This is a genomic window from Vibrio mytili, assembly GCF_000830505.1.
GTDB lineage: Bacteria > Pseudomonadota > Gammaproteobacteria > Enterobacterales > Vibrionaceae > Vibrio > Vibrio mytili.
The window spans coordinates 253,527-274,397 of record NZ_JXOK01000004.1 but is presented as its reverse complement, the minus strand read 5'-3'; the positions used below and the strand labels follow the sequence as shown (position 1 = coordinate 274,397).

General features: G+C 44.4%; 23 protein-coding genes and 1 pseudogene. 11 read left to right on the top strand and 13 right to left on the bottom strand.

The genetic code is table 11. The features are described from left to right. Positions 1-21 precede the first annotated feature (21 nt). Positions 22-611, top strand: a pseudogene (locus SU60_RS01740) (cytochrome c oxidase assembly protein). A gap of 11 nt (positions 612-622) precedes the next feature. Continuing rightward, positions 623-1,507: a cytochrome c oxidase subunit 3 gene (locus tag SU60_RS01735; protein ID WP_041154029.1), complete on the top strand. Its 885-nt coding sequence runs from the start codon at positions 623-625 to the stop codon at positions 1,505-1,507. 81 nt (positions 1,508-1,588) lie between these two features. Here SU60_RS01735 and SU60_RS01730 read toward each other — a convergent pair whose 3' ends face one another. Next, positions 1,589-1,846 carry a DUF2909 family protein gene (locus SU60_RS01730; protein WP_041154028.1) on the bottom strand — a complete coding sequence of 86 codons (258 nt, stop codon included), beginning with the start codon at positions 1,844-1,846 and terminating at the stop codon, positions 1,589-1,591. Here SU60_RS01730 and SU60_RS01725 point away from each other — a divergent pair. Genes SU60_RS01725 through cyoE form a run of 4 tightly spaced genes read left to right on the top strand, consistent with a single transcriptional unit; the run spans position 1,839 to position 5,078 of the window. After that, on the top strand, positions 1,839-2,624 hold the full coding sequence (locus SU60_RS01725) for an SURF1 family protein (protein ID WP_128814585.1): 786 nt from the start codon (positions 1,839-1,841) through the stop codon (positions 2,622-2,624). The two genes, SU60_RS01730 and SU60_RS01725, sit on opposite strands and share 8 nt — an antisense overlap. Then, positions 2,621-3,157 carry a hypothetical protein gene (locus SU60_RS01720; RefSeq protein ID WP_041154027.1) on the top strand — a complete coding sequence of 179 codons (537 nt, stop codon included), beginning with the start codon at positions 2,621-2,623 and terminating at the stop codon, positions 3,155-3,157. The genes SU60_RS01725 and SU60_RS01720 overlap by 4 nt, the downstream gene beginning before the upstream one ends. Before the next feature lie 9 nt (positions 3,158-3,166). Next, positions 3,167-4,186 (top strand): COX15/CtaA family protein, encoded by a 1,020-nt coding sequence (locus SU60_RS01715; RefSeq protein WP_041154026.1) that lies wholly within the window; start codon positions 3,167-3,169, stop codon positions 4,184-4,186. Next, a complete protein-coding gene (gene cyoE, locus SU60_RS01710) occupies positions 4,179-5,078 on the top strand; it encodes a heme o synthase (RefSeq protein WP_041154025.1) in 900 nt (299 codons plus the stop codon). Before SU60_RS01715 ends, cyoE begins: the two co-directional genes overlap by 8 nt. Before the next feature lie 70 nt (positions 5,079-5,148). On the opposite strand, the gene bamJ is transcribed toward cyoE, so the two are convergent. After that, positions 5,149-5,622 (bottom strand): BamJ family beta-barrel-assembly machinery protein, encoded by a 474-nt coding sequence (gene bamJ / locus SU60_RS01705; protein WP_041154024.1) that lies wholly within the window; start codon positions 5,620-5,622, stop codon positions 5,149-5,151. 27 nt (positions 5,623-5,649) lie between these two features. Continuing rightward, on the bottom strand, positions 5,650-6,282 hold the full coding sequence (locus SU60_RS01700) for a thiol:disulfide interchange protein DsbA/DsbL (RefSeq protein WP_041154023.1): 633 nt from the start codon (positions 6,280-6,282) through the stop codon (positions 5,650-5,652). Positions 6,283-6,597: 315 nt separating this feature from the next. Between SU60_RS01700 and SU60_RS01695 the strand changes: the two genes are divergently transcribed. Next, positions 6,598-7,224 (top strand): OmpA family protein, encoded by a 627-nt coding sequence (locus tag SU60_RS01695; protein WP_041154022.1) that lies wholly within the window; start codon positions 6,598-6,600, stop codon positions 7,222-7,224. 96 nt (positions 7,225-7,320) lie between these two features. On the opposite strand, the gene SU60_RS01690 is transcribed toward SU60_RS01695, so the two are convergent. The 4 genes from SU60_RS01690 to SU60_RS01675 all read right to left on the bottom strand — a co-directional run bounded on the left by SU60_RS01690 (position 7,321) and on the right by SU60_RS01675 (position 9,164). Further along, a complete protein-coding gene (locus SU60_RS01690; protein ID WP_041154021.1) occupies positions 7,321-7,680 on the bottom strand; it encodes a glutaredoxin family protein in 360 nt (119 codons plus the stop codon). 90 nt (positions 7,681-7,770) lie between these two features. Then, positions 7,771-8,313 carry a hypothetical protein gene (locus SU60_RS01685; RefSeq protein WP_041154020.1) on the bottom strand — a complete coding sequence of 181 codons (543 nt, stop codon included), beginning with the start codon at positions 8,311-8,313 and terminating at the stop codon, positions 7,771-7,773. After that, positions 8,300-8,845, bottom strand: coding sequence for a YaeQ family protein (locus SU60_RS01680; protein ID WP_041154019.1), 546 nt, complete (start codon positions 8,843-8,845; stop codon positions 8,300-8,302). Before SU60_RS01680 ends, SU60_RS01685 begins: the two co-directional genes overlap by 14 nt. 109 nt (positions 8,846-8,954) lie before the next feature. Further along, positions 8,955-9,164, bottom strand: coding sequence for a cold-shock protein (locus SU60_RS01675; RefSeq protein ID WP_005375625.1), 210 nt, complete (start codon positions 9,162-9,164; stop codon positions 8,955-8,957). 361 nt (positions 9,165-9,525) lie between these two features. On the opposite strand from SU60_RS01675, the gene SU60_RS01670 reads away from it, so the two are divergent. The 3 genes from SU60_RS01670 (at position 9,526) to SU60_RS01660 (ending at position 12,819) form a co-directional block, all read left to right on the top strand. Further along, on the top strand, positions 9,526-9,759 hold the full coding sequence (locus SU60_RS01670) for an alternative ribosome-rescue factor A (RefSeq protein WP_041154018.1): 234 nt from the start codon (positions 9,526-9,528) through the stop codon (positions 9,757-9,759). A 344-nt stretch (positions 9,760-10,103) separates the two neighbouring features. Then, positions 10,104-12,107 carry a HAMP domain-containing methyl-accepting chemotaxis protein gene (locus SU60_RS01665; protein WP_041154017.1) on the top strand — a complete coding sequence of 668 codons (2,004 nt, stop codon included), beginning with the start codon at positions 10,104-10,106 and terminating at the stop codon, positions 12,105-12,107. Positions 12,108-12,339: 232 nt separating this feature from the next. Further along, complete coding sequence (locus tag SU60_RS01660) at positions 12,340-12,819, top strand: Dps family protein (protein WP_041154016.1); 480 nt, start codon at positions 12,340-12,342, stop codon at positions 12,817-12,819. A gap of 58 nt (positions 12,820-12,877) precedes the next feature. Here the strand turns inward: SU60_RS01660 and SU60_RS01655 are convergent, their stop codons facing one another. The 5 genes from SU60_RS01655 to SU60_RS01635 form a co-directional block, all read right to left on the bottom strand. Beyond that, positions 12,878-13,501 (bottom strand): HAD family hydrolase, encoded by a 624-nt coding sequence (locus SU60_RS01655; RefSeq protein WP_041154015.1) that lies wholly within the window; start codon positions 13,499-13,501, stop codon positions 12,878-12,880. Between the two features lie 66 nt (positions 13,502-13,567). Beyond that, positions 13,568-14,644, bottom strand: a complete 1,077-nt coding sequence (locus tag SU60_RS01650) for a PQQ-dependent sugar dehydrogenase (protein WP_041154014.1) — start codon at positions 14,642-14,644, stop codon at positions 13,568-13,570. Positions 14,645-14,808: 164 nt separating this feature from the next. Next, entirely contained in the window at positions 14,809-15,459 is a 651-nt protein-coding gene (gene elbB / locus SU60_RS01645) for an isoprenoid biosynthesis glyoxalase ElbB (protein ID WP_041154013.1), read from the bottom strand. A 334-nt stretch (positions 15,460-15,793) separates the two neighbouring features. Continuing rightward, complete coding sequence (locus SU60_RS01640; protein WP_041154012.1) at positions 15,794-16,690, bottom strand: cation efflux transmembrane domain-containing protein; 897 nt, start codon at positions 16,688-16,690, stop codon at positions 15,794-15,796. A 174-nt stretch (positions 16,691-16,864) separates the two neighbouring features. Then, positions 16,865-17,743, bottom strand: coding sequence for a LysR family transcriptional regulator (locus SU60_RS01635; protein ID WP_041154011.1), 879 nt, complete (start codon positions 17,741-17,743; stop codon positions 16,865-16,867). Between the two features lie 219 nt (positions 17,744-17,962). On the opposite strand from SU60_RS01635, the gene SU60_RS01630 reads away from it, so the two are divergent. Further along, complete coding sequence (locus SU60_RS01630; RefSeq protein WP_041154010.1) at positions 17,963-18,538, top strand: class I SAM-dependent DNA methyltransferase; 576 nt, start codon at positions 17,963-17,965, stop codon at positions 18,536-18,538. Between the two features lie 169 nt (positions 18,539-18,707). On the opposite strand, the gene SU60_RS01625 is transcribed toward SU60_RS01630, so the two are convergent. Beyond that, positions 18,708-20,672 (bottom strand): acetoacetate--CoA ligase, encoded by a 1,965-nt coding sequence (locus tag SU60_RS01625; RefSeq protein WP_041154009.1) that lies wholly within the window; start codon positions 20,670-20,672, stop codon positions 18,708-18,710. Positions 20,673-20,871: the final 199 nt, after the last annotated feature.

The window sequence follows — 20,871 nt, the reverse complement described above, 5'->3', positions numbered from 1 at the left end:
AGGCAAAGTGAGGTGAGTGCGATGAAACCGAGTCGATCCAATAAAAAACTCACGATCAAGTTGTTGTTGGCAACCTTGCTTATGTTTGGCTTTGGATTTGCCTTGGTGCCGCTCTATGACGTGATGTGTGATGCGCTGGGCATCAACGGGAAGACCAGTGACGTTGCGGCCATACAACCTGCCGGAATGGTGCCAGACATGAGTCGAACGATACACGTTGAATTTATGGCGCACGTAAGCCAGAGATGCCTTGGGAGTTTAAACCTAAAGTCATTTCAATGGAGGTTCACCCCGGAGAAGTTGTGCAAACCGAGTATTTGGCGTTTAACAAAAGTGGACAAAAGCTTGTAGGGCAAGCGGTACCGTCCGTTTCTCCGGGAAATGGTGCAGCTTATTTCAATAAGATCGAGTGCTTTTGTTTTCATCAGCAGCCACTTAATGGGCAGCAACACGCCCAAATGCCGTTAATTTTTTATATAGAACCGGATGTGCCGAGTTCTATACACACACTGACGCTGTCTTACACACTCTACAAACTTCCTCCTCAGACAGGCGAAGCGCAAGCCGTAAGCCTCTCAAGGAGTGAGAAACAGACCAATGAACGTCTGTAAGGAGAGAACTTATGAGTAACAAACCAGGGACGTATTATGTGCCCGCTCAAAGTAGTTGGCCGATCATCGGAGCGTTTGCCTTGTTTCTGGTTGCGGTTGGGGCAGGGATGACTGTACAGGGCACGCAGAGTGAAGGTGCGGTAGGCCCAATAGGAAAAATCATACTTGCCGTGGGCTTTTTGTCTCTCCTATATATGCTAGCGGGTTGGTTCAGCAACGTGGTGACTGAATCGTTAACGGGCAAGTACAGTACACAAATCACCCGTTCATTTCGTCAGGGGATGAGTTGGTTCATCTTTTCTGAAGTGATGTTTTTTGGCGCTTTTTTTGGCGCTTTATTCTACGCCAGAATGATCTCAGTCCCGTGGTTGGGCGGGGCGGATAATAACTTTATGACCAATGAAGTGTTATGGCCTAGTTTTGAAGCCGTATGGCCGCTGACAACCACACCTGGTGGTGAGACAACACAAGCCATGCCTTGGCAGGGGATACCGCTGACGAATACTATTTTGCTTCTATTGTCGTCTATCACACTGCATATGGCGCATATCAGTCTTGAGCGGGATAAAAGAATGGCCCTGATAGTTTGGCTGGAAATTACCATCGTGCTAGCCGGGTTTTTCTTGTTTTATCAAGCGGAAGAGTACATCCACGCGTATCAGGAAATGGGATTGACGCTTCAGTCGGGTGTGTACGGAAATACCTTCTTTATGTTGACCGGATTCCACGGTATGCACGTGTGCCTAGGGACGATTTTCTTACTGGTGCTGTTGTTCCGAATTGCCAAAGACCACTTTTCTCCCACTAACCATTTCGCGTTTCAGGCGGGCAGTTGGTATTGGCACTTTGTTGATGTGGTTTGGCTCTGTCTGTTTGTATTTGTTTATGTCCTTTAGCGCCAAGTTCTCATGACTTGGTATATCGCTAATGTCGTTAGGGAGACAACCTAGAGATAGATTTAGTGACACAGAGCGCAGTTAGTAGGGCCTGGGGTTAGGCGTCAACCATCCCAGACTAAGCGCCATAAGAAGAAGGATGATGACCACAGCAGAAAACATGACACGGCGACCTAGATAATGACTCATGGACTTGTTTTTCTTATCCGTGCTTTCCTCTGAGTCTTCGCTGCTATCTGAGTCATCACGCACCATTTCAATGAGCGCTCTCGCGAGGTTGAAAATAATGAAAAGCAATAATAGGACCAGCGTTAATTTGAACAGGAATACGATGGACATATCACCTCCGATTTCATCGATATTGGTGTCAAAGTGGGTTTGGTTTGCGATTGGTTTAACTGTGGTTGTGTTTTCTCTATTGGTCAAACTCGGTTTTTGGCAACTGGACAGAGGAAAAGAAAAACAAGCGCTGGAACAATCTATATTAGCCCGTGCTGACGCGCCCTATCAGAGCCTGGAGAGCGTACTGGAACGGAATGATTGGCGTGAAGAAAGTGTGGTTGGCGTCAAAGTGAAAACAGAGGTGAAGCCAGAGCCACTGCCTGTGATTTTACTCGATAACCAAACTTATCAAAGTACAGTTGGCTACCTTGCTTTCCAAGTGGTTTCGGTGGGGCAAGATCCCAATACGCTGGCGTTGTTGGAATTAGGTTTTGTGGCTGGAGGAAACAATCGCTCTACTTTACCTGACGTGATGAAAATCGAGGCTCCGCTAATGGTAACTGGTCGGTTATATCGTAAATCGATGAACCCGCTCAGCTCGGAATTGATGCCTGAAATAGGTAATCCAATTCGGGTGCAGAATCTCAATATCTCTCAGTTGAGTCAGCAGTTAAACATTGAGTTGATGCCAGCCGTTATTCAACCGAACAATTTGGAAAACTGGCCTTATGCATTCCCATGGAATCCGCTGCCATTAACCAGTGCAAAGCATTTTGGCTACTCGGTTCAGTGGTTTGCAATGGCAGGCGTATTTTTATGTATCAGCGCGGTGATCTTTGTTCGTTGGTTAAGAAAGGCAGGTTTAAGAAGCCGTAAACATGGAGGTGAGCTATGACATCTCAGGTAACAAGAGGACGACTCGTCCTGATTTCATTGATTGGTTTATTCGCTTTGCCTGCGATTATCGCCAAATTGATTTTGAGTCAGGGCTGGTACCACAGTGGTGTCACTAACCGGGGAACCTTGATTGAACCCTACACTACGCTTGAGCAGTTAGGGCAAATAACGCCACAAACGATTCACGGATGGCAACTCGCGTATGTTGTCCCCTCACAATGTGATGATGAATGTCAGCAGCAGTTGTACTTACTTAAACAGAGCCACACAGCGCTGGGTAAGTACCAAGAGCGCGTCGTCCCCGTGTTATGGACATCGGAGTTGTCAGGTTATGTCGATTCAGGGATGGAGACAATGACAATGAATGCTCTGGTCTCGGCAGTTGTGCAGCAAGGGCAGGTGGTGATTGTGGATCCTTTAGGGCAGTTAGTTATGTCCTATACCCCTGAACCTGAAGAAGATTTAGTTGCGCTCAGTAAAGATATGCTGGCGGATTTACGCAAATTGCTTAAGTTGTCTCGAGTGGGATAGGGGGAAGCGATGACATTAACTCGGATGGTGAAAATAAGCCTATGCCTTACATTGGTGGTCATTATGCTCGGAGCTTACACTCGTTTATCCGATGCAGGGTTGGGGTGCCCGGATTGGCCGGGATGTTATGGCCACTTGTCGGTGCCTCATCATGAAGAAGATGTACTAAGAGCGAACATGAACTTTCCAGACCGTGCCGTGGAACATGAAAAAGCCTGGCTCGAGATGATTCATCGATATTTTGCCGGAACTCTGGGCATTATGATTGTTGTAATAACAGTGATGTCAGTGCGAGAAGAGCGTGTGAATCCTTCCATTCCCATCATGCTTTGTTTGCTCGTCGTTGGGCAAGCAATGCTGGGGATGTGGACAGTAACGCTCAAACTCATGCCGGTTATAGTGATGTTGCACTTACTGGGAGGTTTCACACTTCTGGCGTTACAAGCGGTGTTTTATTGTCAGTTGCACACGCAGCGGCACCACTACGTTTCACCATCGACCAGTTCGGTTCGTCTGTTTTCTTTGCTTACCTTTGCCGTCGTGTTTATACAAATCGTTTTGGGTGGATGGACATCGTCTAACTACGCGGCGTTAATGTGCAGCTCGCTGCCTATTTGTGAAGGGGACTGGGTCAGTCATTTATCTTGGAGAGAGGCGTTTTCTTTTTGGCAAACTGGATTTGATAATTATGAATTTGGCGTCCTTGAATATCCTGCGAGGATGACCATTCATGTGTCTCATCGTATCGGTGCCATTATCACAGGGCTGGTGGTGTTGACTTACTCTATCATGCTGTTGAAACAGGATGCCTATTACTCTCAAAAGGTGGGAATGTGGATTGGCATCGTACTGGTATGTCAACTGCTGCTTGGTATTAGCAATGTTGTCTTTCAGCTTCCCATATATGTGGCGGTAGCACATAACCTAGGCGCCGCTATTATGCTGAGCCTCATTTGTGTGAGTCAATTTTATCTATGGCAGGGTCAAACGGACTGGAGCCATAAAGCGAAAGGAGTTCGCTATGAATAAAGAAGCGGTATTGTCACTAGGAAACCAAAAACGAACGAGTTCAACTTACATAAAGCTGACTAAACCGAAAGTTGTCGCCTTGATGTTAGTGACGGCAATCGTTGGGATGAGTTTAGCTCCAGTGGCGAGTTTTCCTTGGTTGCAGGCAGTAATTGGGCTTACCGGTATTGGATTGATGGCGGGGTCAGCTGCGGCATTCAATCATCTTATTGATCGTCGTGTTGATGCAAGAATGGCGCGCACCCACAAACGTCCTTTGCCATCAGGTGAAATCAAACCGACTCATGTCATGATGTTTGCAATGTCATTGGGCGTGATTGGCTTTACGCTGCTTTACGCCTGGGTAAACCCGCTTACTGCATGGATGACCTTTTTAAGTTTGCTTGGATATGCTGTTGTTTACACCATGTATCTAAAGCGCGCCACGCCTCAAAATATTGTGATTGCAGGCATTGCTGGTGCGATGCCTCCTCTATTGGGTTGGACTGCTGTCACCGGGGAGTTACACGGTAATGCGTGGTTGTTGGTGATGATCATTTTTATATGGACACCGCCTCATTTTTGGGCGTTGGCCGTTCATCGCGTTGAGGAGTATCGTAAGGTGGACATTCCGATGCTACCGGTCACACATGGCATTGATTACACCAAAACATCGATTTTGCTGTACACCGTATTACTGACACTGGTTTGTATTCTGCCAGTGCTAGTTGGAATGGTGGGCATGCTTTACCTGTTCTCGTCTTTGATTCTGAACGCTGGCTTTATTTATCACGCTTGGAAATTGAAGTTTGCACCAGAAGCACATAGTGCAATGGAAACCTTTAAGTTTTCCATTTATCACCTGTTTGCACTGTTTGTTGCTTTGCTCGCGGACCACCATATCGGTTTTTAGAGGTCAGTAGGGCAATGCTAAAGATGAACAAATAACGCCGCGATAAGTGAAGTCGCGCGTTTATATTTGTTTATTGAATTTCCAATAACTCGATATCAAAAATCAAGGTACTTGCTGGTGGAATCGGGCCAGTGCCATTTTTTCCGTAGCCTAGCGTGCTAGGGACGAATAAACGAATCTTTTCACCTTCGACCATATACTGCACGCCCTCTTGCCAGCCCTTAATCACTTGATTTAGACCAAATGAAATTGGCTCTCCGCGTTCAACTGAGCTATCAAAGACCGTACCATCGATTAATGTGCCGTGGTAATGCACTTTTACTTTACTGGTCGCCGTCGGATGAACGTCACCAGTGCCTTTCTTAAGCACCATGTATTGAAGTCCGCTTTCTGTCGTGATGACACCATCTTTTTGGGCGTTTTCTAACAAGAACGCTTGCCCTTTGGCAAAGTTTTCGTCTGCTGCTTTATGGTTTGTCCAGGTGCGGTAAATGAAAAAGGCCGCCAAAACAAAAATGATAATAGGGAACAAAAATTTAGACACGTTAACTCCTTGCCTACTCAGCTAGTTTTAATCAGGTTGTTTTAATAAAAAATTAATGGTTTCGGCCATCGCTTCAACACTTTCATGTCCAGCGCTGAGCACTTGATATTTTCCGTTAACGATAAACGTTGGAACGGAGTTAATTTGCCCTTGGCTTGTAATGGCTTCTGCTTTTTCTATGTAGTCAAACAATTTCGTTTGTTGCGGCTCATCAAGGTAATAAGGGCTAATCAGGTTACGTGATTCAAACGCGTTTTCTACTGCCGCTTGGCGTTCTTCTGCTGAAGCTTCTGGTCCCATTTGTACTGCAGAGAAAAGATCGGCCATAAACGCTTTGTCTGGCATTGCGTCTAATTGCATTACCGCTGTGTAGAAAATTATCGCGCTGATTTGTGCGCTTTTATTAAAAGTGACGTGCACTTTTTGGACCTGTTGGTTGGTCAATGATTCGATTTGAGGAATGTATTCTTCCATCGATCTGCAATGCCCACAGGTTAAAGAGAAAGCTTCAGTAAGCGGTGGTAGCTCAAACTCTTGGAGTGAGGTAGGCAAAACGTCATATTGTTTACCCTGTTGTGGCTGAATATTGCCGTTGTCACATGCTGACAGGGCAGCGATCGCGGCAATGATAGCTAGGCCTTTAGAAACGGTTTTAAACATGTTTTTATCTAAGTTTGAATGTTTTCACTAGTTTATCGGTTAACGTTAGCGACGAAAACCATTAAAACCACTTGTTACACTTAAGTTGGGGACGGCTCAATGAATATTGCATCGTTCTATGACCCATTTTTCATTGTCTGCAATGGCACAATATATGCTAACAGTATATGCAAAAAGTGCATGCGTATTGGTGACAGGCTATTACTTAATAACTGTATAATAAGCCTGAATATACGGGTTGTGTTTGACTACAGCTAAAGAAATCAAGCTGTAGGTCGACACAATCAATAAGAATTTATCTATGTTGGTAACGGTATGAAACAATGGATCTTAATCATATGTGGCATTCTCGCTGGGTGCAGTAATCTCAGCGATGAAATGATGCCTGGCGGAAATATGCTGGATACAGCCCCGAAAACCAACTCTGAGTTGAGGCATCCAGAGTGGGGGTATGCCAGCGCGCCACGTGCCGTTGCATCGCCTCAAGTCCGCCAAGCGTCACGTATGCCTGTCGGGGAATCACAGAAAGTCACTTCGCTAGAAATGTTTTTGGACAGACACAATATTGCCCATGAAACGGTTCGCGGCGGACATTTAATGGTGAGACTCAATGATCGCGTCCACTTTCAGACCGGTTCTTCACAGTTATCTCGACAATCACGGGATTGGTTAAAGAACTTGGGGTATTACCTTGCAGATCGTAGTGATGTGGATGTTGTTATTGATGGTCATGCGGACAGCACTGGAGCTGCCAGTTTTAACGACTCGCTATCAGAAAAACGCGCTCGTGAAGTTGAGAAACAGCTATTAGCCACCAATATGCCAAAGCAGCGTGTTTTCTCGCGCGGATTTGGTGAGCATGTGCCGCAATGTACCAATGCGACCTCGAGTGGGAAAGCTTGTAATCGACGTGTTGAGCTGATGCTGCTTGTGACTGACTAACTGTTACTCATCTTTATCTAGGCTAAAATCGCAAAGAGACAACCATATTGGCTGTCTCTTTTCGGTTGAGTGAAGCAGTTGTTTGGAAAGAGAAAATTAAGCAAACTCTTTCTCGATGTAGGCGACAATGTCGGATGACTCGTAAAGCCATTGGGTTGCGCCATCTTTTTCAATACGCAAACACGGTACTTTAATACGTCCGCCGCCCTGCTCAAGCTCTTGACGGTGCTGTGCATCGTTTTTCGCATCACGTAGCTCGATTTTGACCGACTGTCGTTTCATTGCACGACGTACTTTGACACAAAACGGGCAGGCATCAAATTGATAGAGAGCAAACTGCTTGGCTTTGTCATCTACGATTTTTTGTTCTTCCGCGCTGCGTTTGATCCCACTCGGTGAAAAAACAGCATTGAGCAATAAGATGATCTTGCCTAAAAACCAACGAATAAACTTCATGATAGGTCCCTGATGAACATGAATAAGGAGTGCGTGTCGCGTCTTGAGAGGGAGTCTATCAGGTGTTCGAGATGGATAAAACCATGCTTTTTATGAGGATAAGATCCGCTTTACCCATCCCAAAATACCGTCGCTAGAAGTTGAGTTTGCTTCTTTACCTAAGTAAAAGCTTTGCATTAACTCAGTTCTAAACGCGTCGATATCAACTCGCTTGATAACAAGTTCATGTTGCAATGACTGTTGGGTTTGCTGGGCATGATCGTGTGCCAAACTGAAGTCCATATTTAAATACCCTTGCGTGTAAAGCCATAAATGGGTGATAAGAATAAGATCTTCCGTTACTGGGTTGGTAAACTTGCTTGCGTGTTCATCACCTAAGGTGTCAGTCAGTACTTGCTGCATCTGCTGAGTAGAATGAGCTTGTTGCTCATACAAGGCACTGGCTTCAATGTGAGATTTGGTTAGCAAGCCAAGAAGATGAAGAGTTGGCGCGGTACTAGGTTTGTGTTCACAAACACGCTCGAATAAAGGTGCTTGTTGCTGCAGCCAACGTTGATTTGCCACGGCATGCTCTTTGATAAATGGAATATCAGTGAATCCCATCTCTTGAATCAATTCATTAAGAGGCGTCATGGCTTTGCAACTCCTTCAATGTAACTTCGACATGTTGATCGTTAATATCAACAAATATAGACGTACCCGAAATCATAACAGACAGGTTGGCCCCTCGGTCAAGGCTATGACAAATGCTATCGATAGCGTCGTAATCAAAGCTATATACACTGACCGGCAGCATCGAAAATTTATTGATGACTTTGTCCCACCATACGGAGCTTTTGGTGTTGAAGCTGTAAACTTTGACCTGTTTCGCTAAGCGGGAGGCTTTTTTGACTCTGTCTGGCTCGGGCTCCCCAATTTCTATCCACTCAACAATGGTTTGGTCATCCGCGACATGCCATAAATCTGGCTCCTCAATGGAGGATAGACCTTTAGTAAACTCCAAGTTATTTTGGGCATTCAGGCAGTAGGCTAATACTCTCGCCAACATGCGTTGTGGCTTCTCCGAAGGGTGAAGGGCGATCGTCAGGTTTTTGGAGTCGTAATAATCGTTGTTCATATCAGAAATCGCGATACGAAACTTATAAATGGTTGGTTTTAGAGCCATGGACGTGATCAGTAGTTTATGTGACAGCGCACTTGATGTCAGGTTACTTGGGAGTAGGCAAAAAAATAGCCAGCTTAAAAGCTGGCTATCGTATCAAATTCTTTAGAAATTAAAGTACTTTGATTTGCTCTGCTTGAGGGCCTTTTTGACCTTGAGAGATAACGAATTCTACTTTCTGGCCTTCAACTAGAGTACGGAAGCCGTCACCAGTGATTGCAGAGAAGTGAGCAAATACGTCAGGGCCGTTTTCTTGTTGAATGAAACCGAAGCCTTTAGTTTCGTTGAACCACTTAACTGTGCCAGTAGCTGTGTTAGACATGTCTATTTCCTAATTATAACGTGTAATCTTTCGCCTCAACGGCGCTTATAGCGTGGAAAAATAAATTGCTATTGCGTACCACAGGACGACGGAATCACGAGAAATCCAACGAAATGTGAAAACAAAGAACTTTCTTTCTAGCCGGCTTTGAGTCTAGGTTAAATACGCTGAGAGTCAACATTTATTGGCACTTTAAGTCAATTATTTGTATCCAGTCACCTTTTACCCAGCATGTTTTTGACTGGATTTCAAATAAATGACAACGAAGTGAATTTTTTTAGTATAAAATACAACCGAATCTACAAAATTGATTCAAAGTCTTAATTTTTGTTCCATCTGGTTTGACCATTGAGGAGATTTTATGGCAAAGCATAAATCTAAACCTCCGCTGAATGTCACTGAGCAAGACACTGAGTTCGGCAGAGGGCAAATTAAAGACAACGCGCTAAAAGCCGTCGTCACCAGCCAACTGTTTAAAACGAGAGTAGTTAAAGCGAAGAAAGGGAAAGGAAGTTTTAATCGGAAAGCGAAGCATAAAGGCGAAAAGCCCTATTCAAAGCACTCTTTAAAGAGGATTTTGAATAGGGCTTTTTAGTTTCCGCTGGTGTTAAGTTATCGATTTGTTTCATTCTCGACGCTCCTCTCAATGGGTTCCACGTTTATTTGATTCATGAACCAGTCATGGTTTGGGTGTCTTGTTGTTCAGCTCATCTTGCTAATGAATGGGCCTAAAGTCGAAGAAAAACTTGAATACCATTCATTTTCAATGATTTTATTTAACATTTTTGTAAATATTGGTATATTTATACTCACTTAACTTCAAGGTGTTTGGTTTTTCCGAGAATACTTGGCTGATGGATCTGTCAACGGATAAGGCACGACATTCTGTAATTTGAAGTTACCGGGGTTAAATCGCTCATCGTTGTCAGGAGTTTATGGATGAACCTTACGATATCAAGAAAGTTACAGCTAAGCTTTTTGTTGTTGGCCGTGCTTTTTGTGGCATCATCGGTATTTACTTATCGAAATATTACCGTTGTTGAACAGCATGCTTCGTCGTTGCTTGTTTCTGATTTGCCTACTGTAGACACCAGCCGGGCTATTCAGCAATCCGTACACGCTTCGTTATCCTCTATTCGTGCCTATATGTTGCTTGGAGGCGAAAATGAAGCGACAGGTACAGAATTGAGCCAAAATGTTCAAACAATTATGACTTCGACCGATGAATCTTTGCCTACTTTACAAGCATTGATCCCTGAACAGGAATTTCAAACCATTCAGAGTCAGTGGAACGCGGTTAAGGACCTACTTAACCAATTGATAGCGTTGAGTCATAGCGAAGAAAACCTCCCAGCTCACAATTTATTTATTAATGAAGCCGCACCGATTGCTGAAGTTGCATTGGATCAAATCCAAAGCTTGATCAATGAAGAGTCTGGAAACCCCTTTGGCGGAGATCGCAAACGCCTTTTTAAAGTCTATGCTGACAGCTATACTTCATTGGCAAATGCTTTGTCTGCACTACGTGATTTTCTTTTGTATGGAAATCAAGATCACCTTGATAAATATAATGATTTGATTAAGTTCCATACTCAGTCAGTAGCCGAAATCGATGAAAAAATTGATAGGCTTTCTGACAACGACCAATCACTTTGGTCTCTGTTTAAGGAAATGCAGCAACTTTATTTTCCTCTCGCCAAGCAAGTAATCGCTTTGCGCCAATCTGCTGAATGGAATAAAGCCAATTTGTTGATGGCGAACGAGTTGTTGCCAGCAGCAGATGCACTTGATCACAGCTTAGAAACGGTCGTACGCGAACAACAGGAACGCGCCAATCAAAGTGGACAGGGGATCAATCAATCGATCCAAAATGTGCTGTCTTCTATGTTGATTGCCGGTGCGCTTGTTTTAGCCGCAGCGATAGCTATCTCCAAGTTTATGGGTAATAACATTGGTCGTCGGGTACAGAAGGTATCCGAGAGAGCAAAAATCATTGCTTCTGGTGATGTCTCGCAGCCCGCATTAGCCGTGACTGGCCATGATGAGCTTTCTGTTCTAACTAACGCCATCAATAGGATGAATGAATCTTTAGCTGGTATTGTTTCTGGGGTCAGTGGTAAGGCTAGCCAAGTCGAATTTAGCATGGGTGAGCTTTTACAGTCGGCTCAAGTCACGTCCAGCCATGTTGAACAGCAGCAAACGAATATTGTTGAAATGGGACGGCAGCTTGAAGAAATCGCCATAGCTGCGCGCAATACACTCGATCAAGCCAATCAATCGGTACACAAACTGTCTGAGTCGAACAGTGAGATCGATCAGGGGCGCGAGTCGTTAGAGCAAAATAAAGCCACGATGGAGAGTTTGTATACCAGTGTAGAAAATGCGAGCACTCAAGTAACGTTGTTGAGTAAAGAGAGTGAGGCCATTGGCCGTGTGACGGAAGTCATTGAAGGATTAGCTGAGCAAACCAATTTGTTGGCTCTCAACGCAGCTATCGAAGCGGCGCGGGCTGGTGAACAAGGGCGTGGTTTTGCGGTTGTCGCTGATGAGGTACGTATGCTAGCGACAAGAACTACGGAATCAACGTCAGAAATTAATGGCATTATTCATGCGATTCAGCGCTCGACTCATGGAGTGGTAAAAGAGATTGAGCATAGCCAGTCACTGGCAGAGCGTGGCGCAGAACATATTGAACAAGCGGTGACAAAATTGGTATCCACCACTGAGCAAATCAGTTCGCTGAATGGACAAATGGCTGAGCTTGCCGCCGCCGCAGAGCAGCAGTCCCATGCAACGGAATCGATTACTGGCCTGATGGAGGATATCACTCACGCGGTCAGTCAGGTTTCGTCAAACAGCCAACACGCCTCTGAGACGTCGATGCAAGTCAAACAACAAGTGACAGAGCTTAACCAGCAAATGGCCACATTTAAAACAGCGTAAATATACAGCGTAAACATATAGCCAAACATTCTTCAGTTGTCTTGCGGAGTGTTTGGATTCACATACCATTTTATTGTCTGTTTAAGTGCGTCGACAGATCCATTGATATTGGTTATCGAAGCTATAGCCATAACCGAATTCCTTTACCCAGTCCACAATCCTAGAATGATTCCATCAGCAGTGAGAAGTAAACGCTGCAAATTTAAATTGAATCATACATAGGAGCTAGATGATGAGCACACAAGTTAACTTAATTGGTCTTGATAGCCAACAGTCAGAACAACTAGCACTGCAGTTGAATCAGCTACTTGCCCATTACCAAGTGCTGTACATGAATACGCGTGGCTACCACTGGAACATTAAAGGACACCAGTTCTTTGAACTGCACCTGAAGTTCGAAGAGATTTATACAGATCTTCAAACCAAAATTGATGAGCTTGCTGAACGAATTTTGACTTTGGGTCACACACCAGAGCACGCATTTAGTCGCTATTTGGCATCAAGCAAGATAAAAGAGCACCAGAACGCTGTCTCTGGAAATGACTGTGTGAAAGGGTTAGTCGACGGATTTAGCGTTCTGCTTGTTAGTCAGCGCGAGATTCTAGCCAACGCCAGTGAAGCCGGAGATGAAGGTACTGCGGCGTTAATGAGTGATTATATTCGCGAGCAAGAAAAGTTAATGTGGATGCTTAACGCTTATCTACAAGGCTAAAATCCGTAAAATGGTCAAAGGAGCACTGGTGTGCTCCTTAGTCTACTTTAATGACGCTCTAGTTATTTTCAATGACACGCTTTACATTGAAATGTTCAAGAAGGTCTAACAACTCTGCCACCGCAAGTGACGCGGATTGATGAAACGATAGCTGCTTACCATGATGGATGAGGCAAGATGGCATCTTTGCATTGTAGGCGGCTTGTAAATCATAAATAAAGTCACCCACATACAGTACTTCTCTGGGCATGAGTCGCCACTCTTTCGCCAACATTTGCAGCGCTAATGGATCGGGCTTAGGTGGATAACATTCGCGCGTAATGACAAGTTCGACTTCAATGTTGTTATGTTGCAACTTGCGTTGCGTCGCTATTTGGCAATTACGTGTCACAATGGCTGTCTTAATATGATTGCTTTTCAGATAGGTCAACAATTCGTGACAACCCAATAAAGGATGTGAATGTTCCGCGTCAGAGATCTCATGGTCGAAAATGACGTTGTGTGCATGTTCTCTCTGATTTGGATGCTCTAGCTGTTCGACAAACGTTAATAAGTCCTCAGTTGGAGGGCAGCCCAGTTGGTGGCGCAGCCCGTTAAAGTCCATATCCGAACTGACCAACGTGTTGTCCAAGTCGAAAATGACCGCTTTAATGCTCTCTATATTCAAAGGGAAGGGCGTCATAGTTACCTCGTAAACATGGTTTAACACGAACAGGTGTCTTACGCTTAAATGAACGCATTATACGGCCTACGCCTTCTCTAAACGGAATATCTTTCCACTGTCTGTTGAAAAGTAAATATGTCCATCTGGGCTGGTTGTAATGTCTCTTATTCTTTCACCCAAAGCTTCCAGCAGTCGTGTGTATTCCGACAGTTTGTTGTTCTCTATACTTACAACGTTAATATGCGTCAGTTTAAGTGCGCCTGCGACGATTTTCCCATTCAGTTCAGGGTATTGATTTCCTCGATACACGAGTAAATTGCTTGGGGCGATAGACGGGATGTAAACCAGTTTTGGGTCTTCCATTCCCGGTAAGGACTTCGCGTCTCCGACATCAAGCGGGCCCCAGTATTCCTGACCTTGAGATACGGTGGCCCAGCCATAGTTCATGCCTTTTTTGATTAGGTTAATTTCATCGCCACCACGAGGACCGTGCTCTATAGACCAGAGCTGCTTGGTTGCCTTATCGTAAAAGAGTCCTTGTGGGTTTCGGTGGCCATAGCTCCAAATTTCTGGACGGGCGGTCGATGCGTCAAAAGGGTTATCATCGGGAACCGAACCATCAAGGTTGAGGCGCAGAATTGAGCCGGCATGAGTTTGCGTATTTTGTCCGTTCTCACGCTCTCCACGATCACCGATAGAGAAATAGACTTTACCTTCAACAAACGCAATGCGGCTGCCAAAGTGCCGACTTGTATCGGTATACGCATCAGCGATAAAAAGGTCTCGCCAGTTGACTAATGCGCTTTCTTCAAGCTCTGCGGTTGCTAGGGCAACCGTATTTCCTTTTGCAGTCCGTTTGCTATAGGTAAAGAAGAGTTGTGGCTTTTTGGGATTGGTGTTCGGTGCCAGTGCAACATCAAGCAAACCTGCTTGACCGCTGGTATTGACGTTTGGAACGGTGAACAGTTTATCTTTCTGACCGGATTCCACGTTGAGTAATGAAACTGTGCCGTTCTTTTCATTGACCAACAGTTGCTGCTCATCTAAAAACTCTATGCCCCACGGAATGTGAAATCCTTGAGCAATTTCTTTTACTTTGTACTCCGTGGCATTTACTGCGAAAGAGAGGCAGCAGAGCAAAGTTATAGCAATAGTTCTCATGGTTCCTTCCAATTTGAGTATGTTTATTAATAGAAGCTAGCACCTAACGACGGAGTTTGTCAGGGAAAGAACTGTATAAAGATGTAAAAACCCCCGAACGTTTTTCGAGGGTTTGGTTAGTAATAGACTTCACTTTCGTGAGGTCACAGAATAGATTTAAGTTATTAGCTAATTTCTATCAGCTTAGATACGAGCTTATCTATGCCTGCTGCCGCTTGCGAAATAGTTTCGGCCAACATATAAGCCGGTGTCGATAAAACGTTGTATTTCTCGTCAAAAACAATGTCTTCCACTTTACATTCAATATGCTCGCCTCCCATCAGGTTAAAGGCGGTAGCGGTCGCTTCATCATTGCCAATGGTTCCTTTTACACCTTGCTCATAAATCATAGGAATGATGATAGGAGAAATGCACAGATAACCAGCAGGTTTTTTGGCGTTTGCGAACCCGCGACATGCTTGAGCAACATGCGTATTGATGGAGCATTCCGCGCCAGAGACCGCAAAGTCGGTAAGATTTTTTGCTGCGCCAAACCCACCAGGGATCAACAAAGCATCAAAGTCGTCGACGTTGAGTTTGGCAACATCCTCAATATTACCACGCGCGATTCGAGCGGCTTCTTCTAGTACATTTCGCGAACCGTTTGTTTCTTCTCCAGTGAGATGATTAATCACATGGAGCTGGTCAATATTGGGAGCGAAGCAATGCCAAGTGGCTCCTGCTTTTTCAACCGCATGGAGTGCTAAAACGGCTTCATGTAACTCTGTTCCATCATAAACACCAGCGCCACTGAGGATGACTGCGACTTTTTTCATTTTCCCACTCCTTGTATATAAGTTTGCATTGGTTTCAATCAGCATAGAGTGCTAGCACTATACAGTTCAAGCACCAGAGCACTCTTTGAGTATGGTTTTTAATTTCACTTTAATAAAATACCACATTGAATGTCGCACTTATTATCTGAAGTCGGGTTAATCATTGCTTTTGACAGGCCCTAGGATGAACTTGATTGCTTTAATCTCCTGTTGAGTAGTAATCAAAGAACAAACGGCAGAATAAAAATACCAAGAGGCGGCGTGAGATTATTGGGGAAAGCTAAGCGCCCAATTAGTCGCTTAGCTTAGATAGGGGATTTGGAATAAAGAAGGTCTAAAAAGTCGCCACGTTTAATTGCAACTGCAATTTAAACTTGTGCTTGGACAGGCGCTTAGTTAACTGATGTCTTGTTTGCTCTAACGTTTCTAACTCAAGCGTGTCATTGTCAACGCGCAGATCGATATTTACTCGTAGTTCTTGCCCCACTTTAGTGATTCCCGCGACTTTTAACTGATGGTCAGAGGCTTTGTTTATTTCTAATACATCGTGCCCGACCACTTGGCACAACTCTTTACTCGGAGCCATCATAAGTAGTTCACGCAATGCTCCGCACAGCATATCAAATGGAACTTTAAGGAAATAAAAGCCCATAAGAATCATCATCATTGGGTCGGCATAGACAGCATACTCGGAAAATGGAGATATCGATACTAGCCAAGCCGAAACAAAGCCAAGTGTAACCGCAACGCTGAGTAGCGTATCCATTTGCCACTGCTTTTTCTCTGCCTCAATCAAGCCCGATGAAAAATGGCGGCTCCGTTTAGCCATAAACCACCACGCATAGCCACAACCTAACACATTCACGATGCCGAACAGGGTAGCAGCAGACGCATCAACTTCTCGACCACCAGACATAATCGCAGAGAGCGCAGAATACAAAGAAAACAAAACCACAATCAATATAACGATGGCTTTGATCGCGATGACGATAGGCTCTAAGACCGCTTTTCCAAAAGGAAATACTGATTTAGAAGGCTTGTTGATGTAGTAAGAGGCGGCCAGTGACAATAATGTTAACAGTAAGCTAACCAAAGAATATACACCGTCAAATACGATGACAATGGAGCCGACAGCCAAGCCAAGAACCATGCCCATGACCGCAAAGCCCGAAGCTAAAAGGGCTGAGGTAGTGAGCACGTGGTTTTCGTTTTTACTTGTTCTGTCACACATAAAAGATGCCTGGTTGTATTATTACCCAGTATTCTTGTCGCTAGGGGTAATTAAGGCAACTACTAACTTTATTTTTAGCAAGTGAATTAGGAGTGGTTTAATTTAATTTGTTTAAAAACAGCTAGTTATGTGAGATTTGTGGTGTCAGTAATATTGACAGTCAGTGCGAAATAGTTAGAAGTCAAATAAATAATCACTGAGTTTATCAGCTAACCAAGTCATTGCTGGGTGCTCGATTTGGCCATTAGGCGCGAACATACAGTAATCTTCTTGCGTTAAACCGTAAGTGTGTTTAATGACTGCCAGTTTTTGTTGACGTAAATAATGGCGGATGAGTGGTTCAGGCAACACCCCCCAGGCATCTTCTTCCAAAATGGTATTTAGCATGTAATCGAAGCTAGAAAAGCCAATGTAACGTGTTGAAAAAGGTTGTAATTCTGGATTGTCTTTTTCATTCAAGTAGACCATCAGTGCTTGCATTTGACTGCGTAAATCCTCGTCGGATACACGGCGCATTTTACTTAGTCGGTGCTCTGCACTGCAAACTGACATCATACGAATTTTGCCGAGAGGGTTATAAACAATATGCGGGTCGTCGACTCTTTCATAGTCAACACCAAACGCGAAGTCGACTTGCTGTGTTACCACTAAGTTGGCTAAGTCACCGCTAGAGGCCAAAATGAGGTTAAAGGCCGTAGAAGGGTAGCGATTATTCAGTTTATGCGAAAGCTCCTGCCAAAGGTCATCAGGGAGTGAGTCATCACGAGCTACCCAGACTTCTGCGTTAAAGCCTTCAGTAACCTGAGCGCATGTTTTACGGATACGTTGCGCAGTGACCAACAGGTACTCACAATCTTTGTACACCGCTTTGCCCGCTTCTGACAGCGTTAATTGATTCCCTGTTCGTACAAACAATTCAACGCCAAGGTCTTTTTCTAGCGCCTTAACTGACATGCTGAGTTTGGTTCGATTGCATTCAAGGTGGCGTGCGGCTTCCGAAACGGAGCCACAATCGGCAATAACGCAAAAAGCTTCTACTTGAGCTAAGTTCATGATTTAACATAACCAAAAATAAAATTTATATGAAAGAAGAGCAGCGTGTCGCTGTGCTCTCAAAGCTGTGAAAGATTATCGAAAAAAACAGTAATTCGCCAGATAAGTCTATGGCCTTTTAACGATTTTGGGGTACCCTATACAGTCTCAAGGCGCTAGTGAGTACCTTGACGTCTAACGGTGATATGTGGGGCATAAGAAGTGAACATGGAGGCCACGATGGCACAAGATTGGGACGGCTTAGCAAAAAACTGGGAATCCAATCCAGCAACAGAGAAATTTGCGCAGTCAGTATTTGAGCAGTTACAACGATTAACTCAGCTTAATGGTCTTAAGGTGCTAGACTTTGGATGCGGGACAGGACAGTTAAGCCAATTATTGTCACCGATTGTAAAAGATATCGTGGCGCTAGATGCATCAGAAAGTATGATTGAAGAGTTAGACAAGAAAGAGCTTGCTAACGTAGAACCGGTCGTAGACGTGCTGTCGAGAGGTTTAGTCGCGCAGCATCCGGCGTTTCGCGGCCAGTTTGATCTTGTGGTCGCCTCGTCAGTTCTAGCCTTTGTCGATGATTTGGACGCTTCTTTAAAAATTGCACTTTCTATCCTCAATTGCGGTGGTTACTTTGTGCACTTCGACTGGGCGGCGGATCCAGAAAGTGAAGGTTTTACCGTTGCTCGCTCTGAGCAAGCGCTGAAAAAAGCGGGCTTTTCAGAAGTAGAAGCAAAAAAGGTATTTGACATTACCTCAGATACTCAAACGATAGCGGTTGTAATGGGTATTGGTCGTCGCTAAGGCGATAAGCATTGCGTTTTGACTACAGAGTCAGGCGTAGATATCGCCCCAGCAAAAGTTTTGAATAATGAACATTAACCAAAAGCGAGCGATTTAACGCTCGCTTTTTGTTGTCTTTAACGTCTACTTATCGTTAACACCCAGGCTAAATCCCGAACATGATCTACGCCTAGATTCGTGCTCTTATTTCATCTAACACATGTGCATTGGCTATTGAACCAAGGTTATCAACGTCTCTGCCATTGATCACTTGCTTAACGGCGAGTTCCACGAGCTTTCCTGACCGAGTCTTCGGTATGTCACTGATAGCAAAAATCGCACTCGGTACGTGTCGAGGAGAGCAGGAAAGTTTCAGTTGTGTTTTGATCTTCGCAATTAATTCATCACTCAATGTCTCGCTGTCTGCGAGCTGAACAAACAGCCAGATCTGTTCATTTCTATCGATTTCTTTGCCCACGGCAATCGAATCTACAATGCCATCTATTGCATTGACTTGCTGGTAAATTTCAGAGGTGCCTATTCGTACACCACCCGGATTTAGCGTTGTGTCACTGCGACCATAGAAAATATAGCCACCCGTTTCGGTTGCTTCGACGTCATCCCCATGATGCCAAACATTATGAAACTTGTCCCAATACGCATGGTGGTAGCGCTCACCGAAGTCATTCCAGAATTGGGATGGAAAGTTGGGAATGCTATTAACACATACCAGTTCGCCACGTTCACCGACAATACTGTGACCTTGCGGGTTGAATACTTTGACATCCACCCCTAATCCAGCGCCCTGGCACTCTCCGCGATAAACAGGAGAAATAGGGTTACCTAGAACAAAGCAGCCACATATGTCCGTACCCCCAGAAATAGACGCTAAATGAACGTCTTCTTTTATGTGCCGGTACACGTAATCAAATTGTTCGGGAAATAGGACAGAGCCCGTCGAGCAGATGGTTTTCAGTGATGGAAAATCATCGCTGTCTTTCGGTGAGTAGCCTACTTTTTCCATCGCTTCTAGGTACTTAGCGGAAGTGCCAAACAAAGTGACTTGTGCCTTTTGCGCTAATGTCCAAAGTACTTTGTGGCTCGGGTAGATTGGGCTACCATCAAAAATGACTAAGCAAGCGCCACTTGCCAATGCGGATACGTGCCAGTTCCACATCATCCAACCACACGTTGTGTAATAAAACACTCGATCATTCGGTTGCACATCGCAATGCAGTTGATGCTCTTTTACATGGTTAATGATGGTGCCACCAACCGAGTGAACGATGCACTTGGGTTTTCCCGTCGTTCCAGAGGAGTAGAGAATAAACAATGGATCATTGAAACGGCCGCGATGAAAAAAGACAGATTCTGGCGAATATTGATTGAGGACGTTCTGCCAATCTTGAGTACATACATCGCATTCGCATATATGTGGCTTTAGGTTACTAATCTGACAAACTTGCTTAAGCCCTTGTAGGTTTTCTGCAAGCTTGTGGTTTTTATCTGTCATGTCGAACGTTTTACCGTTGAACGTATAGCCATCACAGATAAATAGGACTTTTGGTTTTACTTGGCCAAATCTTTCCAAAACACTGTCAACACCAAAGTCCGGTGACGTTGATGTCCAGGTTGCACCTAAACTTGTGGTGGCTAACATCGCGACAATGGTCTGGGGTAGGTAGGGCAGGTATCCAGCTACGACATCTCCTGGTTTGATGTCACATTCTTTGAGCCATTGTTGAACACTGGATACCTCATCGCAGAGCAATTGCCACGTATAGGTTTGCTTTTCTCCTTGCTCGTTTTCAAACCAAATGGCTAAATCGTCAGGCTTTTGGTACGCAAAGCTAAGCAAATTTTCGGCATAATTGATATGAGCGTCAGGAAACCAAATCGTATCCCGATTCACTATGGGTTGTTGCCATTTGCTGTCTCCCTGAATTTTTACTGTATCACCTGGGTTACCAATGACGTCACAAAACAACCATACCTCTTGCCAAAATTGTTCGGTATTGTCCAAAGACCATTGATGTAACTCCGAATAGCTTCGGATGTTATTGCCCTGCTTGTTTACGTGTTCAATAAACTGGGTCAGGTTGGCTTCGTCGATACGATTTTCGCTCGGTTGCCATACTTTATTGCTTTGGCGCATTGTCCCTCTGCCCTTCTCATAACAAAATGCTAACAAGTTAAGTGTGAGAGGATTATCTAATAAAGTCAAACTTGCGATAATTTATTGACTGTCAATAAAATCATGATGTTACAGAGTTTTGTAAACAATATGTTACAGCGCGAAGGCGCTAAGAGTGACGCAATGGGATTGGAAGCTGCAATGAGTCCGGATAGGCTTT